The sequence below is a fragment of the Candidatus Lokiarchaeum ossiferum genome (assembly GCA_025839675.1).
Lineage (GTDB): Archaea > Asgardarchaeota > Lokiarchaeia > Sigyniarchaeales > Promethearchaeaceae > Lokiarchaeum > Lokiarchaeum ossiferum.
Window position 1 is genome coordinate 2,443,397 of record CP104013.1, and the last position, 18,297, is coordinate 2,461,693.

The 18,297-nt window shown below is 34.1% G+C and carries 16 protein-coding genes; 10 read left to right on the plus strand and 6 right to left on the minus strand.

What is annotated here, in order from left to right; translation table 11 throughout:
- Both hdrB and hdrC read right to left on the minus strand, forming a co-directional pair.
- Positions 1 to 981 (minus strand): CoB--CoM heterodisulfide reductase subunit B, encoded by a 981-nt coding sequence (hdrB, locus tag NEF87_RS10130; protein WP_371806351.1) that lies wholly within the window; start codon positions 979 to 981, stop codon positions 1 to 3.
- A 12-nt stretch (positions 982 to 993) separates the two neighbouring features.
- Positions 994 to 1,524, minus strand: coding sequence for a CoB--CoM heterodisulfide reductase subunit C (gene hdrC / locus NEF87_RS10135; protein WP_371806352.1), 531 nt, complete (start codon positions 1,522 to 1,524; stop codon positions 994 to 996).
- A 407-nt stretch (positions 1,525 to 1,931) separates the two neighbouring features.
- Between hdrC and NEF87_RS10140 the strand changes: the two genes are divergently transcribed.
- From NEF87_RS10140 to NEF87_RS10180, 9 genes are all read left to right on the plus strand, one after another.
- The gene (locus NEF87_RS10140; RefSeq protein WP_457919705.1) at positions 1,932 to 2,885 is read left to right on the plus strand and encodes a Rab family GTPase; all 954 of its coding nucleotides are present in this window, start codon (positions 1,932 to 1,934) and stop codon (positions 2,883 to 2,885) included.
- A 22-nt stretch (positions 2,886 to 2,907) separates the two neighbouring features.
- Positions 2,908 to 3,408, plus strand: a complete 501-nt coding sequence (locus NEF87_RS10145; RefSeq protein WP_371806354.1) for a hypothetical protein — start codon at positions 2,908 to 2,910, stop codon at positions 3,406 to 3,408.
- 215 nt (positions 3,409 to 3,623) lie between these two features.
- Positions 3,624 to 3,977, plus strand: coding sequence for a hypothetical protein (locus NEF87_RS10150; protein ID WP_457919706.1), 354 nt, complete (start codon positions 3,624 to 3,626; stop codon positions 3,975 to 3,977).
- A 77-nt stretch (positions 3,978 to 4,054) separates the two neighbouring features.
- Positions 4,055 to 4,774 (plus strand): hemerythrin domain-containing protein, encoded by a 720-nt coding sequence (locus NEF87_RS10155; protein ID WP_457919707.1) that lies wholly within the window; start codon positions 4,055 to 4,057, stop codon positions 4,772 to 4,774.
- Between the two features lie 202 nt (positions 4,775 to 4,976).
- A complete protein-coding gene (locus NEF87_RS10160) occupies positions 4,977 to 6,248 on the plus strand; it encodes a hypothetical protein (protein WP_457919708.1) in 1,272 nt (423 codons plus the stop codon).
- A 55-nt stretch (positions 6,249 to 6,303) separates the two neighbouring features.
- The gene (cysD, locus tag NEF87_RS10165; RefSeq protein WP_457919709.1) at positions 6,304 to 7,185 is read left to right on the plus strand and encodes a sulfate adenylyltransferase subunit CysD; all 882 of its coding nucleotides are present in this window, start codon (positions 6,304 to 6,306) and stop codon (positions 7,183 to 7,185) included.
- Between the two features lie 13 nt (positions 7,186 to 7,198).
- Positions 7,199 to 9,049: a GTP-binding protein gene (locus NEF87_RS10170; protein WP_457919710.1), complete on the plus strand. Its 1,851-nt coding sequence runs from the start codon at positions 7,199 to 7,201 to the stop codon at positions 9,047 to 9,049.
- Positions 9,050 to 9,085: 36 nt separating this feature from the next.
- The gene (locus tag NEF87_RS10175; RefSeq protein WP_457919711.1) at positions 9,086 to 9,889 is read left to right on the plus strand and encodes a phosphoadenosine phosphosulfate reductase family protein; all 804 of its coding nucleotides are present in this window, start codon (positions 9,086 to 9,088) and stop codon (positions 9,887 to 9,889) included.
- A 78-nt stretch (positions 9,890 to 9,967) separates the two neighbouring features.
- Entirely contained in the window at positions 9,968 to 10,846 is an 879-nt protein-coding gene (locus tag NEF87_RS10180; protein WP_457919712.1) for a sulfite exporter TauE/SafE family protein, read from the plus strand.
- On the opposite strand, the gene NEF87_RS10185 is transcribed toward NEF87_RS10180, so the two are convergent.
- The 4 genes from NEF87_RS10185 to NEF87_RS10200 form a co-directional block, all read right to left on the minus strand.
- Positions 10,802 to 13,567: a hybrid sensor histidine kinase/response regulator gene (locus NEF87_RS10185; RefSeq protein ID WP_457919713.1), complete on the minus strand. Its 2,766-nt coding sequence runs from the start codon at positions 13,565 to 13,567 to the stop codon at positions 10,802 to 10,804. The two genes, NEF87_RS10180 and NEF87_RS10185, sit on opposite strands and share 45 nt — an antisense overlap.
- A gap of 68 nt (positions 13,568 to 13,635) precedes the next feature.
- Positions 13,636 to 14,130, minus strand: a complete 495-nt coding sequence (locus NEF87_RS10190) for a hypothetical protein (protein WP_457919714.1) — start codon at positions 14,128 to 14,130, stop codon at positions 13,636 to 13,638.
- Between the two features lie 105 nt (positions 14,131 to 14,235).
- Positions 14,236 to 15,213, minus strand: a complete 978-nt coding sequence (locus tag NEF87_RS10195; protein ID WP_457919715.1) for a hydroxyacid dehydrogenase — start codon at positions 15,211 to 15,213, stop codon at positions 14,236 to 14,238.
- A 61-nt stretch (positions 15,214 to 15,274) separates the two neighbouring features.
- A complete protein-coding gene (locus NEF87_RS10200) occupies positions 15,275 to 16,414 on the minus strand; it encodes a pyridoxal-phosphate-dependent aminotransferase family protein (protein ID WP_371806365.1) in 1,140 nt (379 codons plus the stop codon).
- 213 nt (positions 16,415 to 16,627) lie between these two features.
- On the opposite strand from NEF87_RS10200, the gene NEF87_RS10205 reads away from it, so the two are divergent.
- Positions 16,628 to 18,088: a glycoside hydrolase family 20 zincin-like fold domain-containing protein gene (locus NEF87_RS10205; RefSeq protein WP_457919716.1), complete on the plus strand. Its 1,461-nt coding sequence runs from the start codon at positions 16,628 to 16,630 to the stop codon at positions 18,086 to 18,088.
- Positions 18,089 to 18,297 lie beyond the last annotated feature (209 nt).

Consider the following 18,297-nt stretch of genomic DNA (forward strand, 5'->3'; position numbering starts at 1 on the left):
TTAATTACCTCCTTCAGTCAAGGGCATATTCTTGACTTTTTCTAATATTGGGTCTTGTGATGTGAAGGGTGAAATACCTTTCATGTCCGCAGGTTTTATCATCCCTAAACGTTCTGGTTCAATTCCCATGGCTAAACCAAGAAGTTGAGTAATATAGATTACAGGAATTTGGAATGGTACTTCTCCTTCATCCATTAAATTCGCTACTTCCAATTGTCCTAAATCATACTGCAATTGGCAAAATGGACAACATACCACAATGCAATCTGCCCCTGCCTTTCGAATTTCCCGTAATTTTTCCAAAGTTAAGTGGGAACTCACGGATTTATTGGCTGTCCGCACAGCTCCACCTGCCCCACAACACATCATCTTCTTACGATAAATGATGGAAGTAGCTCCAGTTGCTTCAACAATTTCATCAAAGAATGTGGGATCATCAGGATCTTGCCCAAAAACTTGAATTGCGGCGGGTTTTAAAATGTGACAGCCATAATGGACCGCAACATTCAGATTAAGCTTACGTTTTACCAAGGATTTGATTTTTTCAACACCGATATCATAATATAGGACATCCATGATGTGGCGAACTTTTGAAGTTCCGGTATAAGTGCGACCCACAGATGATAGCACTTCATTAACGCGTCCTTTAAGTTCTTCATTATGCTTAAGTTGATGATCTACCTCATTTAAAGTTCCATTGCATCCATTACAAAGGGTGAGGAGATCATTATGATTTTGTTCAGCAATGTTAATATTCCGAGCCCCCACGGTGAGCCACATAGCTTTATCCACAGACCGAAAAACGCCTGGAGCAGGGCAACAACTCGCACCTTCCATTTCATCTACTTTAATATTCAACTCATCAAACAAGGTGCGTGATGCGCGTTCAATCATAGGATACCTATTAGGAATCACACAGCCCAAAAAGAGGGAATAATTCAATTCCTTTGAAGATTTATCTGATATTTTTTCACTTTCCATTTTTAGGTCACCTTAAAGTTGATAGGGAATCCTGCCGTTAAACTTGATTTTGTTGATTAGAGTATAGAGCTCATCCATTGCTTCTGGATAACTATGGACTGTTGGAGGTAGGGGGGGAAGATCCATTTTGATACGTAATTTGGCCCAAGTAGACAGTTCACCACCCAATGGTACAGCGTGACCATGCTGCACCAAATTTTTAATCACACCTTTCAATGGATCGGGAATATGACCTTCACGAACAGCCATATTGCGCAATTTTAGAATGATTTCGGTCACTGGAATCGTTCGTGGACAGCGTTCATAGCAATTAAAGCAGGTTGAACAAAGCCAAATATCATTACTTGACAGAACTGATTCTAAGCCAACGAGCGCTTGCCGCATAATTTTTCGTGTTTTCATAGCGGTCCAGTTACCTGAAGGGCAACCTGCAGAACACTCCCCACACTGGATGCATGCCCGAATTTTACTATGGGATTCTTCAATGGATAATTCTGTGAGAATATCAGGATTAAATTGTATTAAATTTTTATTTCGGCTCATTTCCTTCCCTTCATTATTAAACACCTTCGACGTAGGAAAGTTAGGGAAAACTTCAAATTCAAGTCACCCATTTTCACACGTGAAAACTGATAATTTGCTTTGGATGAACACCTTCTTAAATAAGTCACCCAACTGACAATATTATCACTAAACTTAGTATTTACAACTTAAGTTTATTGTTATTAGATCATTAAATAAGAATTGATTAATAAAATTTGTTCTGCACATTAATAAATACTCCAAACAATAGTAGGATTTGTAGGTAAAAAAAAAGACAAATTGATCCAAAATTCCACTAATTCAGAACATTTATCAATTCTTTTTGAATTAATTAGATATATAAAAAAATACTTTAGGTTGAGTTATCGTAGATGATACCTAAAGTATAATTTTTGAGATGCGAAATTATGGTCACAATTGCAGATGGACGGTTTAGTCTACCGGATAATCTTCTATATACGAAAAATCAACATGTATATTTGAATAATGATAAAAAAACACTCGGATTAGATGAGATTGGTTATGCCTTCTTGCACAATCCAAATGAATTGAAAATTTTAGTTGAGGATGAAGTGAAAATAGGGATTCCTTTCGCAGCAATTACCACAGATTCAGGAATGACAACATTGAATTCTCCATGCTCAGGAAAAATTAAGCAATTAAATCCTAACGCACTTGCCTCAATGAAAGATCATACCTATGAAACAGGATTTATCATTGAATTGGAAGAGATCACCGAAGTCCAACCAAATTTGGTAACGGGGTCTGAATTGCAAGAATGGGGAAATAATGAAGTCAAAACTTTAGTCCGAAACAATTATTCCTTCAAGATCATTGAAATTGGCGATTCGGCAGTAGGAAAAACCGCAATAAAAGTGCGTTTTACTGATAACTATTTTAAAAAGGATCTAAAAACAACCTTAGGAGTGGATTTTGGTTCCAAAGAAATCAAGGGAGAGTATATTAGCAGCGATATTTTGTTCTCGGGCACTTATCGTTTCACGGCCAAAATGAATGTTTGGGATGCAGCCGGACAGGCCATGTATGACAAAATTCGAGGTATGTACTATCGAGATGCAAAGGGTGCACTTATGTGTTATGATGTACACAATCATTTATCCTTTGAACATTTAGAGAAGTGGCGAGAAGAGCTAGAAGAGAGTTTGGGAAAAGTACCTGTCCTTCTCGTTGGAAATAAGATTGATCTGGAACGAAAGGTCACCCGTCAAGAAGGTTTAGCTTATGCGATGAAGCATAATTACCTTTTTGTTGAGTGTTCTGCCAAAACAGGTGAAGGTGTTGATGACATGTTTAAACAGCTCGCCGTAGAGATATTCAAGCGGGAAGAAAAATTAGAGTAATCGGAGAAATAGGTGAAAAATTGTGGTGAACGAGCTAATTTTTGAGCGATTTAAATCGAATAATTTAACCGACAGTCAGTGCCAGCTTGTTCAAAAAATTTTAAAGCACTATATTTTAGGAATTTTCATTTCTCGTTCTGGGGGGGATATTCTATATGATTTTCAGCTTGATGAAAGCATCAAGATTGATCTTATCTCCCACTTTATCGCAGCTCTTTCTATGTTCGGGGAAGAAAATGTAGGAAAAATCAAACGAATTTTCATTGAAGGACTAGATATTGAGATGAGTATTGTTCAGAAACACGATCTGGTAAGTGTTACTTTTTTCCGTCCCAATATGGTCAAGGATTACCTAGAAGCGGAATCAAGTAAAGGATTAGATCTGTTTTACAATATGTTCGAAGAATCTATCAAAGCAGGCAAAAATAATAAAGCCATTTATGAAGGATTTGACGATCCTATGTGCCATTTGATTCAAGAATATTTGCAAAGATTAGGTATTTTAAAGGATAAAGAAAAATAATATATTTTTTTGCTAACCATTAGAACCATTGCTCTTTTATAATTGGTTTCAGGGGGAAGCTGAATATATTTGGAAAAATTTAGCGTGTTTGCATGTATGAAATAAATTTGAATTGATCAGCTTTTTGCTCAAATTTGTGGTGTTTAACATGTTCGTCTTGATCATGACACAACAGACCAAAACACTTATTAATTGAAGATCTGTAATTGGATTACATGATTAAAACAACCTATCGATTTAGTAATAGAACAAAAAAACGTAAATTTTCAGTATGGAGAAGTATATGTGCTCTTGGAATTTTGATAGGTTTAGGATTGGTTCTATTGTATGTGTCTAAATGGACTAATTTTAGTATCACTCTTGATGAGGAAAAATATGAACCTTATCGCACCGAAGGAGTGAATAATGAAACGATTGAAGAATTGAAAGAAAATTATGAAAACTATTGGAGACCAATCATCAATATTACTTTACCAGTAGGTATCGTCTTATTTTTCGGGTGTTTCTTTGTTGGTAATTATGTTCTTGTTAAAATTTTTGTTTCTGACAAATCAAAATCTTTTGCCTAAGATATTTTTTCAATTAAAATTTTGAATTTTCATGTAAAAATTTGTAATTTTTTTCAAAATCTTTGTAAAAACATAATATGAAGGTCTCGAAATTCCAAATTTGGTTCATGGATCATCTCGAACGTTTGCAGAATCAACATGTAGAAATTCGACAATTAATAGTGGAGTTACTTTCCTTAACAAAAAAAGCAAATACAAATAAAAATGCAGAGGAAATTGCACTTATTTTAGGAAGAATTTCGGGACGATTCAAATTGAACCATACTATGGAAAGCAAGAGTGTTTACCAATACCTAATGGATTCTCATGACACGCAAAAAATGAAAATTGCGAAGACATTTTTAAGTGAAATGGAGAATTTAATGACCGAATTTGCCCAATATCGAAAAAATTATCGATTAAGTTATGATATTAAAGCCAATATGCCACAATTTAAGAAAATCAGCGAAATTATTTTTCGGAAGATTGAAATCCGATTAAATCAAGAAGATAATACTTTATATCCCTTGGTTGATGAAGAGAAACTTGATATGAAAATACATAATGCAATCCAATCAACAAAAAGGATTGGACAACATGGAACACCTAAACGGGAGATTTTTCCCGAAAATGAAGAAGACTATCAAAAGATAGAACTCACTCAAGAACAACTAAAACTCGAGCAACCCATTCGTATTTCATTAGTAAATTCAAAGATTTCGTCAAATCCAATAAAAAAAAACGCAGTGAATGAATTTATGGAAGAATTGAAAGAAATTGACAGAAAAGATTCCGAAAAAACAAAAACAAATAAGTAAATATAAATTTGAAATAAAATTGATGTTTTCTCGAATTTTTCCAAACTATCGGTAAAATAGAATTAGTTGAGCCTTTTTTAGACAACTATTGAGAATATTAGATTTGATTCTGAGAGAATTTAAAGAATTATTAATCGTTAGTAGCAGAAAAATTTTCTTTAAATGATCATTTATATAAATAATCAAACACCTATTTATATGTATGATGTTTAGAAATTTCATTAAGGCTGCTCCCGATTATCTATCCCTTAAATTGAGTGATTTTATAGGCCATTTCATAAATTTAAAAACAACAGATACTTTTAAAAATTGGATTCAATATGCTGATTATTCAAAATTGATGGGGTATTCATGTAGATCCCTTTTTGAAACATGCATGAGGTTTTTAGAGAAAAAAGACCTCGTAGTCGCAACCACACCCCTTCATCATACCTCATTTCGAAATATTATAGAATTACATGTTCAACCCGAAAATCTTCACATCATACCGTTTAATGATACTTATAATGGATTAGGAACTCTTCCCAAATTGGACCGGTGCGATATAATCGTAGTAACACATCTCTTTGGACAAGACTTAAATCTCACTTCCTTATTGGAATTCAAGAAAAAACATAATTGCATCATCATAGAAGACCGAGTACAAGGGGGAACCTTGGATTTAAAATTCAGTCATGATGTAGTAGATATTGCGCTCTATTCCATGGCAATGGATAAACGACCTATTGCTTTGGGAGGAGGAATCATGCACATTAGAAATAATTTTCGGGAAATCATCAAATATGTGCGGGAATCAGTCATGGATCTCCCCCTCGAACAGGTTGCAAGTAGAAAGAAAGAATTACTAAAAAAAATCCCCACATATCTTCTCTATAACAGCAGACCTTTTCTTTATTTATTTATTAATATCGTAAACTTACTCAATCGGTTCAATAATGACATTAACTTGTTAAATATCACTCAATCTTATCGCAAATCAAATCCAGGATTCAGCCATAACGATTTTATGTTGCAACCATCCAATTCTCTTTTGAAATCGATGCATGAAAATCTTGGTAATTACTCCTTTATGGAAGAAAATTACGCAAAAAAATCGTTATACTTTATGAACTGTCTACCCGCAGAAGTCCGAAAGTTCTTTTTCCCTTGGTTCAAAGGTAATGCCAGTTTAACACCCTATAATACCATCCAAGTTCCAGAATCTTCAATTAAACATTTTCTTCAATACTTTAATGATCACAATATGTCTGTAATTACCAATCCTACATACAAACTTTTTAACTTTCCAAATAAGTTTAGCCAAAAGGATGAACAATTCAATAATGGAATTATATATCTCCCTTCAGTAGCGAATATGAAGAAATTTGAAATTCGATATTTAGCGAGTTATATCGTTAATTTTTATATGACATATATTTCCGCCCCTTCAAAAAGTAAAACCGAAAAAATAACTCCAATTCAAGTGATTTCGTGAATTTTACTTAACCCTTCACACTTTTAAAATACCGATAAAACAGTAAATGATAACTATGGATCACCTTGAACGACTTGAAAATAAAAGTATACACATAATGCGAGAAGCCTATAATCAATTTAAAAATCTGGGAATGCTCTGGTCAATTGGTAAAGATTCGACAGTTCTTCTCTGGTTAGCCCGAAAGGCCTTCTTTGGACATGTCCCTTTCCCGCTTGTACACATTGATACAGGTTATAAAATTCCTGAAATGATCGAGCATCGGGATCGATTAGCAAAAGAGTGGAATCTCGATATGGTCTATGGACAAAACCGAACAGCATTAAATGAAAAGCAAACCTTTCCAGATGGGACAACAACCCATTTAGATTGTTGTAAACTCCTAAAAACCCAAGCATTAGAAAATACTTTGAATGGAAAATGGCCCAGATACCGCATGAACCATAAGAAATCTCAATATGAAATCGATTCAAACAATGAAGCCTTCGAGGGAATCATTGTAGGAGTGAGAGCCGATGAAGAAGGCAGCCGCTCCAAAGAACGGTATTTCTCCCCACGGAATACACACAATGACTGGATCATTGAAGATCAACCTCCAGAATTTTGGAACCAATATAAAACAGACTTCCACCCGGGAACTCATATCAGAGTCCATCCTCTTTTAGATTGGACCGAGTTAGACATATGGGAATATATAGAACGAGAGAATATACCAATGGTTTCCCTTTATTTTGACAAGGGGGAAGGGAAAAGATATCGATCCTTGGGTTGTTGGCCATGTACTAAGCCTGTAGATTCCCACGCAGCCAACGTTCATCAAATTATTGCTGAATTGAAAACAGGTAAGTTTGTAAATATTGCTGAAAGGGACGGTCGGGCCCAAGATAAAGAAGATGGCGGCGGTTTGGAAGTTTTACGCCGCGATGGGTATATGTAACTGAGGAATAGAAATGACACAACCATATATTGACACTAATTACACCGAAAATACAAAGGATCTAGAAGAAGAAATAAGTGATCGCATGAATATTGCGATTGTAGGTCATGTAGATCATGGAAAAAGTACAATCATTGGTAGATTGCTCGCAGATACCAAATCATTACCTCAAGGAAAGCTAGAACAAATAAAGGAGCGATGTAAAAGGAATTCTAAGCCGTTTGAATATTCATTCTTACTGGATGCTTTAAAGGACGAACAAGCGCAAGGTATCACAATAGATACAGCACGGGTTTTTTTCAATAGTGAAAAAAGAAAATACATCATTTTAGACACCCCTGGACATATAGAATTCCTTCGAAATGTCGTAACGGGTGCATCTCGCGCCGAAGCAGCATTGCTAATTATAGATGCCCATGAAGGAATTCAAGAAAACTCCAAACGTTATTGCTACATGATTTCTCTCTTAGGAATTAAAAAGATTTCCATAGTTGTTAACAAAATGGATCTGATTGATTACTCTGAAACAAAGTTCCTTAATATTGTTCACGAATATCAACAATTCTTAGATAAAATTCAAGTCACTCCTTTAAGTTTCATACCAGTAAGTGGAAAATTGGGTGACAATGTTGCATCTAATTCTGAGAATATTCCATGGTACAAAGGACCTTCCATCCTATCCCAATTAGATATGTTTATAGGGGAAAAAATTCCTGAAGATCAAAATTTCCGAATGTCTGTGCAAGATGTGTACAAATTTACAGAAAATAATGATAAACGAAGAATTGTTGCAGGAACTATCGAATCAGGAGCTATTTCAGTAGGTGAGGAGGTAGTGTTTCTTCCCTCAGGAAAAACGAGTAAAATTCAAAGTATTGAGGGATTCAACACTTCTACAAAAAAAACTATAACAGCCGGTTATGCTACAGGTTTTACGATTGCCGATCATCTTTATATTAAAAGAGGTCAAATTATGGCTCGATCGGATCAAAATCAACCCCATGTAGCAAATAATATTGTTGTTGATCTATTTTGGTTAGGAAAATTACCGCTCCAGTATGAAAAAGAATACTTTATAAAGATAGGTGCTCAAAAAGTGCCTTTTACCCTCCAAAAAATTCGTAGAGTTATAGATGCAACCAATTTGAATTTTGAAGAAAAGCCAGAAATTCATAGAAATGAAGTTGCAGAGTGTGAATTTTTGTTAAAAGAACCGATCGCATTTGATTTAACTCATGAATTGTTATTAACCAGTCGTTTCGTTATCGTGGATGATTTCGAAATAGCAGGTGGAGGGATAATCTCCGACATCATTAACAATTCAACAGAAAAAACCAAAAAAACGAATGAAAATCTAAGTTTTGCATGGGAACGAAGTAGGATTGGTATGGATGATCGTGCAGAGCGATATAATCAAAAATCAAGCTTGATATTAATAACTGGAGGCAAAGAAAGCCGAAAGAAGGAGATAGCCAAAGCACTTGAAAAAGAACTGTTTTCTCAAGGCAAATTTGTTTATCATATGGGAATAGGACATTTGCTTTATGGATTAGATGAAAGTGTTAGATTGAATACAATTAATAATACTGACAACCACATCAGCAGACTTGCGGAAATTGCCAATATTATGTTAGATTCTGGCTGTATTTTAATTGTTACTGCAAGATCATTGAACCAATCAGACCTAGAACTCTTAAGAAAAACACTAATTGTGCCCGAAAAATTGATTAGTGTGTGGATAGGTAATGTGGTTTTTACTGATATCAAGGTAGATTACCATCTATTTAACTTCCAGCGGATTAAACGGGGAGTAAAAAGGTTAAAACAAATCTTGCAAGACAAAGGAATTATTTTCAAAATATAAGTCTTTTTTTTTTGATAAAATAGGATGCAACCAAATATGTCAACAGAAAAAACTCAATACGCTCTAAATTTATTAGAATCAGCATTTATTAATACAAAACCACGAGGTGTAGGATGTTCTTTTGGGAAAGATAGTGTTACCGCTGTTCATTTAGCACGACGAATCGATCCAAATATTCCTGTATTTTCGATTATGACAATTTTCAAACCTAAAGAGACTTTTGAATATTTAGTGGAAATCAACCGTCTTCTGAATTTAGATGTCTTGGTATATATGGTAGCCGAACGGGTTCCACAAATATTAATTGATAATGGAATAAAAGTGGAATTATTATCTCCAGATAATTTTCGAGAAGCTCAAGGAACTCATGAGAATTTCTTACATACTGAAGATGTTGACCGATGTTGTCATCTCCTCAAAGTGGTTCCGATTCAAAAAGCAGTGGCGAATTATGACGTATTGATCGATGGACTTCGAAGTTCAGAAGGAATCACTCGTCAAAATTTGCAAGAAATTGAAATAACTGGAGACCTAACAAAAATTCATCCAATTCTCCACTTTACAGAAGAAGATATATTTGAATATCTCAAAAAAAATGACATCCCTATTCATCCATGGTATTTGAAAACGTTTCCAGATGGGAAACGTTATCGATCTTTAGGTTGTGCCCCTTGTACACGACCAATTTTTGATCATGAATCAGAACGCGATGGGCGGTGGCAAGGAAGTAAAAAAGAAGGCGGTGAATGCGGAATACACACAAATCAAATTAAACCTTCAAAACAGAATATCCCCCTTCAAAAAACTTTTGTGATGGAAAAACAGGATTATAATTGCTAGTTTCTTTATAACCCCTTTATGTCATCATGATTGATCAATTTTTCCAAATGTTGAATTTAATGAGAAAAGCTAAGTAAAATGATGCTATCGCTTGCAGAATTGTCAACCATGACATTTATGGGTATTCTATTAATGATTTTTTTAGGATTTTTCATAGGTATTATTACTTCAATAAGTGGAATTGGCGGAGGGGCCATAATTATGCCGTTTCTTCTTTTAATTTTAAATATGGATCATAATTATGCAAAAGGAACAAGTTTATTTTTAATCCTACTTAGTTCCGGAATCGCGACATTATATAACATAAAACAAAAAAAGATATCAATTTCCATTATCCTATTCACATCATTCTTTGGAATTTTAGGCAGTATTTCTTGTTTTATCTTCCAAAAATACTTGATTATTGAAGAACGGATTTTTTTTATTTTATTTGGACTTTTTGAAGTAATTATGGCATTCCGAATGATTTTCAAAGCCAAATTAGAGTTAAAAAACATTTCCAAAAGTAGTATTACTCTAGATCCATCAATTGACAAGTCCATTTCACCATCCAATTCCATCTTAAAGATTGAACATAACTCATTCTGGACAAATAAGAGAGTTTTTCGCGCATCGCCATTCTTTTTTGTAACGGGATTTCTCACCACGTTTTTTGGAATAGGAGGAGGTCCAATAACAACCCCTGTATTTCATGAAATACTACATATGCCAATTACAAGTGCGATTGCTTCTTCAAGTGCAATGATTTTCGTCAATTCGATAATTAATGTCATCTATTATGGAATTCAGGGAGAAATTCAATGGGTATTTGGAGTAATAATTGGGATAGGAATGATGGTAGGCTCTTATACAGGGGTTTTCCTATCAAATCATATTTCAAAATCTATGGTCTATTTTCTAATTGGGATCTTGCTAGGAATTCTGGGCACGGTTATGATCATTGGTTTCTTTGTTTAAAATTTTGGAAAGGATTTCTCGTAATTTCTGAAGGCTATAGGGTTTAGGTAATATGTCAAGAAAGTGGTGTTCCTTATAATTCGCCAGTGTAACATCCTCAGAAAATCCGCTGGATACGATTGCTTTAACTGTTGGATCCAACCGATATATTTCTTCCATTGCTTCTCTACCCCCCATGCTTCCTGGAACAGTTAGATCCATGATGAGAAGATCATACTTTCCATTTTCGCTCATTTTCTCTTGAAATTTGGCGATTGCTTCGTATCCATTGTCTACGATATCAAAGTTCATATCAAGTTTGGTTAACATTCTATTCAAGACTCTTTGAATATCTTTATTATCATCCATAATGAGAATATTCGCTTTTGGGATGAAAGAGTGAAGATCATTTTTATCATTATTGTCCATCTTAGCATCGATTATAGGAAGATAAAGAAAAAAAGTTGTTCCTTGATGGATTTTGGAAGTGAAAGTAATCAGACCTCCATGTTTTTTCAAAATAGAATAACAAGTGGCTAATCCTAACCCACTACCCTTTTCTTTAGTTGTAAAATAGGGTTCAAATAGGCGATTCTGTAATTCAAGAGGAATGCCCATACCGGTATCAGATATAGACAACACCAAATATTCCCCACAAGCCAATTCAAGACCTTCATTTTTCTGTACTAACTTTTCTATAGAAAGATTAATAGTTCCCCCATCTGGCATTGCTTGCACAGCATTAATAAAAATATTGTTTAAGACACGGCTTATTTGGTTAGTATCGATATTAACTTGAGGAATTGGTTCGTACGTTGATGTAAATTTCCAATTACAATTTGATCCACTTAAAACAAATGAAGCTGAATCTTGAATGACATCGTAAATAGAGGTTGGACTTAAAATTGGGGTACCACCTTTGGAAAATGTTAACAATTGATTAGTCAGGCTACTTGCATGCATAGTGGCACTTTCCAAATCATGCAGAAGAACTTCAGCATCGGCTGTTAAATTAGATTGCAATTGTAGCAGATTAATATTCCCCAAAATAGAAGCTAAAATATTATTATAATCATGAGCTATCCCTCCAGCAAGGAGAGCAATTGATTCCAATTTCTGGGTGTTCATTCGTTGTTTTTCGATTTCCTTACGCCCCGTTATATCTCGAGTAATCGAATTTACAAAGGTCAGATTTCCATTAACATAATTAAAAGTAAAATTGTTTTCAACTGTAATTTTCATTCCATTTTTTTTTATTAAATCCAATTCATCGATTAGTTCAATTCTTTCTTGTTCTATAGCAATGTTCCACTGTTCGATTAAACGTTTCCGGTCACTTGGTGCAATAATTTCCGCAATGTCATGCCCAATCAATTCATATTTGGCATAACCAAGTATATCAAGAACAGCAGGATTTGTTTCAACAATTAGACCATTACAATCGAGTTGAACGATCATATCATTCGTATTAAGAAATAATTTCTGAAATTTTTTCTCACTTTCTTCAATAAGTAGAGCTAATTGCTTTTGTTCGGTGATATCTATGATAACTGATTGTATAATTTGAACATTTTTTAAATTAAATACATTTACTGCTTGTTGCACCCACTTTGATTTATTTTGATTAGTATTGATCTGGTATGTGATGAAATTTTTAAGCATGTGATCTGGTTGTAGATTAGAAAAGAATTCTTTAACACGATTTTTATCATTTATGTGGATCTGATCAAAAAATTCAGACATTTTCCAATTCTCAATGGTTTCTTTTGAATAGCCAAACAATTCAGACAATTTCGGATTTGCATAAATGATATTTAAGTCTTTAAAAATTAAAAATCCAAGAAAAGAATTGTCAATAAACTCGCGTAACTTATGCATTCCAATCCGCTTGAAATCATCATCTTCTGGATTCAATTCTTCTATAGGAAAGCGAATTCCGATAATAATAAAGATTGGTGAGGCTATCCAAAAAGAATGGCCTATTAAATGGATCAAAAAACGGATGATATCTGATTCAAAAAAACTAGGAAAAGCAAGTTTAAACATCCCCATAATAAAAAGAAAAAGAAATCCAAAACCTATGCAAAAAATACCTAACTGAAGAAATTTAATTTGATGTTTATACGAACCCGTTATAAAATTAGAAGATGAAGAGTTTAGAATCACAGCAAACCGAATAGAGCTAATCATGTAAAGTATTATAAAAAGAAATATAGACGCACCACTAATTTCTCCCCATGTTGCATCAAGAACAATGCCTTTTTCTGATATTATAGCGGATAAATTCTCTCCTAAAATTAAAATAATGGAGAAGAATAAAAATAATATTAGCATTCCTTTATTTTGGGTGATTTTTTCAGTAGTCCATTTTTCCCCATAGCTTAAATTAAAGGGTATGATAAAATAACAGATTAATAAAACCAACAAACCAAAACCACACACATCTCTTAATATATTTGCAATAAATAGGGAAGGATAATCAAAATCATATCCTGTATACACACCAAAGGGAGTATATGCATTAAATGAAATTCCAGCAAAAAGAAAAATGAAGAGATCCAGAGAAATGAAAACGACCCATCCGATAAGCCCATAGACAAGTAATTTATGCGTTAATGGCCTTTCCACCCATTTTGTATCTTGGAATTGATGAGAAACAGTCGAAATTGCAATGAGAAACAAAATTAGTTCAATTAATTTTGGAATAATTAAATAAATGTGTACAAGTTCTATCATTGCCATTAGATTCCAATAACAAATATGAGGCGTATCCTTAAAACAAGTTCATAAAAAAAAAAAGAGAAAATGGTTTAGCAAATTTCTGCTTTTAAAAGATCAATTCCAGTCCATGCCCCAAAACTATGTCCAGAATCAATGTAGACATAATCTAAATATTTAGAAGATTGTAGGGATAAAGAATTTGGATTTCCCGAAGGAATTAAAATAAACTTACTCGAATATGTTCCATCGGTGTAATAGGCTTTAACAGTAACAGAATTGATACTCGAAATTTCAAAATATAAAGTATCACATTTTTGATTGGTAAACTCAAATTTCACTTTTATATCATCCCATAATGTCAAATATTCAAGTAAAAATTGACCATCTCCTGCATAAAAAGTCGAAGAAATACTGCCTAAAGTTAACTGCCCCGAATCAATTCGATAACTATGAGCATAAGCAAAACCATCTCCGGGGTCAGGGTATATGACTTTCAAAACGTGATCAGCATTGACAATTGGCAAGCAAGCGAAAAGCACCAACCAAATGAAAAGAGTCTGCAATGATTTTTTTGTAATTTTCATTTTAAGCACCAACTATCAGAAGATAAAAATCAATCAAAAGATAGTTAATGTGAATTTTCGATTAAAGCATAAAAAGTAGTATAAAAAAAACAAGATAATAAACTCTTACTTTCCAAGAGCTTTCTTATTAACGCAATCAATATATTTGCCGTCATTTAACAATTGTCCTATTTGATCAGCAGCTAGCGCGGCTACATTAACTTGGGCTTCAGCACTACTAGCACCAAGATGAGGGCAAACGACAACATTATCTAAAGTTACAAATGGAAAATCTTCTTTATTGGCTGGCTCCTTAGAATAGACATCAATGCATGCACCGGCAATTTTTTTATCAACCAGTGCATTATAAAGTTCTGCTTCATTTATAACAGCACCACGCGCACAGTTTACAATTACAGCGGTTTCCTTCATAATTTCAAATTGCTCTTTCCCGATCATACCACGGGTTGAATCAGTCACTGGAACATGTAAAGAAAGATAATCCACTTTTCCTAAAAATTCATTGAGATCTTCATAAAGTGTGACACCTAAATCTGCAGCGTATTCTTTGGTAACGAATTTATCGTATGCAATCGTTTCCATACCAAATGCTTGACATACCTTAGCTACACCTCCACCAATGCGTCCAATTCCCAGAACTCCAAGTGTTTTACCTTTAAGTTCTGATCCTTTCAATTGTTTTTTATTCCATTGACCTGCTTTCATTGAGGAATCAGCCTGAGGAATATGTCGAGCCCATGCAAGCATTAATCCCAAGGAAAGTTCTATAACTGCATTCGTGTTTCCAGTTGGAGTTATTAATACAGCCACCCCTTTTTTGTTTGCTGCTTCGACATCGATGTTATTATATCCAGCACCAGCACGAGCAATAACTTTAAGTTTGGTCCCAGCAGCAATTACATCAGCATCTGCTTTTGTAGCACTTCTTACAATCATTGCATCATATTCTGGCATCATTGCAATGAGTTCATCTTTAGTATGTTTTGTTTTGACATCAAATGAAATGTTAGAATATTTGTCAAAAGTTTTCAATCCTTCAGCAGAACAATTATCTGCCACTAAACACTTATACTGTTCAACCATGAGTATCACTTCTAAATATTAGATGGAAATTAGTAGAAATAAAAAAAGGATATATAACAATTTATTTTAAAGCATCTTGGACTGCCAAGGTGGCGGCATCCAACATTTGTTGAGTTTCTTCAGTTGTAACCCATCCCATTGGAGCAATGCGAAAATTACGACCTTTTAATTGTTTTCCATATCCATTGACAATTTTAAATCCACGTTCAAACATAGCATCGACAAATTTTGCCACTAAAGCAGGATCTCCTTTGAAGGGCCCATTTTCATTATTTTTTATTGCAACCACAGTTTGAGAATGATATCCTTCTGGACTATAAATTTCAAATCCTTCTTTCACAGCCCAATCTCGAATTAATTGGGTCCGTTCAGAATGATCTTTGGCGTATTGTTCGACTCCTCTCTCAATAATGTGCTCTAAATCAACTTTCAAAGCACGGATTTGAGGAATTGGAGGAGTTATCGGATGTTCATCATTTTTACCTTTTTTTTGAAGGGAGAGAAAATCTAAATAGAAACCCCGATTCTCGACAGTTTTAGCTTTCTCAAAAGCACGGTCTGAAATTGCAGAAACAGCGATTCCTGGAGGAAGGGCAAAACATTTTTGGACAGAAGCAAGAGCGACATCAATACCCCAATCATCCATTTTTATTAAAGTTCCAGCCATCCCAGACACAGTATCAACGCATAACAAAGCACCATAGTCCCTCACAATCGGACCTATTTTATCTAAAGGATTTAGCACACCAGTACTGGTTTCATTGAAAGTTATGAAAACCACAGAATATTTTTTGTCTGCTTTATCCAAAGTTTCCTTTACTAATTCAGGGGATACACCTAATCCCCATTCCACCTTAATTACATCTGCTTTTTTACCATTCGATTTTGCCATGCTGGCCCAACGATCTCCAAAAGCACCACAGGTAAAGAAAAGAGCATATTCGTCATCTTTAACTAAATTTCGTACACAAGCTTCCATGATTCCCGAACCAGAATTAGCCCAAATGAGAATTTCATTTTTAGTTGAGAGTAATTTTTGCATGTTGGTTCGAATGCTTTGATGCATTTCTCGGTATGCAAGAGAGCGGTGAGTATCATTAGCTTTACCCATTTCGTTTAAAATCCACTCTGGGACTTCAACAGGACCAGGAGTAAAGAGTTTATAATCAATCCCTTCCGGATTAAGATGTTTATTTGGCATGTTTTTTGCACCATTGAAAAGGCGATCAAAAATGTGATCATGGTCAATTAAACTCGAAATCCTAATAAATCTCTAGGTAAACAAGAAAAAAGGGCTAAAAGTGGGAAGAAAAATGACCAAAATTTCAGTGAATGTGCAAAAAAAATTTTGTCGAAAAATACCTAAAAATTGGCATCCCCAACTTTAAAATGCCAATACGACTAATCACAACATATGAGTAGTCAAGAAATATATAGTCAGTTCCTTCTCCCCACACCAGTCTCGATCTCAAAGGGTTCAGTAGATCAATCCGTTTCACTCTCAGGGAATTGGACTATTTCAACAAATTGTCCATCTGATAGGTTAAAAAATCATGTCTATACATTACCCAAAAAAGTATCCACTTCCAACCCCAATGATCAATTCGATTTTGCTTGGAATTCAACATTTGAAGGTCAAATAGATGAATTCTATAACAGAAAAAATATTGGTGTATTTCAGCCTCGAGATCCCCTTTTTCTATTAATCTTACCTGATGGACTTGAGATCAAACCAGAATTAATAATAAAAAATATTCAATGGCAAACGGACTGGAATATAAACGATTATTGCTCTACCGATGAATATCATCTTTTAATAGGCAAATTTATCCAAATTAGCTCTAGAACAGAGCGAGGATTATTTTATGGCCTTCAATCCTTAAAATCACTGATTAAATTTTCCAAAAATAACATCCCTTTACAAACAATCCAGGATTCCCCAAAAACGAGTCAACGAACCATTTTATTAAGTATTCAAACGGATCCGATTAATGATGAATTTTTTGAGGATGTAATGCATAAAATGGCCAGTTATAAGATTAATTCAATTATTCTTCAAGGTGGAAAGCTCACAGAAAATCACTTTAGCTTGTTGAACAATCTTTATATTGAACAAATTCAACGACCAGAAAAACCATTGTTATCCTCGAGGTTCTCCCAGTGGGCCATAAAAAATAAAGCTTGGCCAATTCTCATCCATAATTTCGCATCTCAAGCGGAAACAACATGGACAGGCAAATCACCATCTGATGATTTTTCTATGAAATTTTGGCAAAATTTCTTTTTTGCAACTTCAATAAAAGAAAATATCGATGAAATTCAAAATTTAAAACCATTTTTTGATATAGTTGGTTATTTGAAGGCAAATTTTGAAGAATTGCAGCAAAAATTCCAAGAAAATCAAAATATCAGGAGTAATATCACGATTGAAGGGATGCATGTGGAAGATCTTCAAACGAAGCTACTGCTTTTAGAACGATCTTTGTATAATTTAGAATCCAAAGTGAGATGGAATAAAGATTATTTTGAATCTTTCCAGATGCTCCTTTCTTATCAAATTATTTTACTGAAAACTATTAGTGTTATTCCAACAATAGAACAAATCGGTAGTAGCCTTACAGAAGACACTGAAATCCACCTTCCTTCCATTAATTCTCTTTCAAAAGAACAAGAAAGCTTGCAATACTTGAAACAAAGTCTAGATCTCTTACAACTCCGGATTTTTAAGTATAATGAATGGGCTTCTGGAACTCCGAATTTCCAGAGCATTTTTCAAACTGAACTAAATCATGTTAAAAATCAAGCTGAAACTTCCATAACAAAGTTTTCTACCCTAATTCAAGCTTTACGCGATTTTATCTCAGGTGTAAAATAGACGCATTTTGCTTTTTTTTTACTTTTAGGACATGGAATTATTTCTTCTCCAACTAAAGTTTACAGACAGATAACTTCTGCCTATAATGGACTAGAACACTATGATTTATTTTCTTTAATGATATATTATAAAAAAACAAGAATTATAAGGACAAAAAATACAAGAATTATAATACACTATTTGTAGATTAAAAGGAATAGAAAAACATC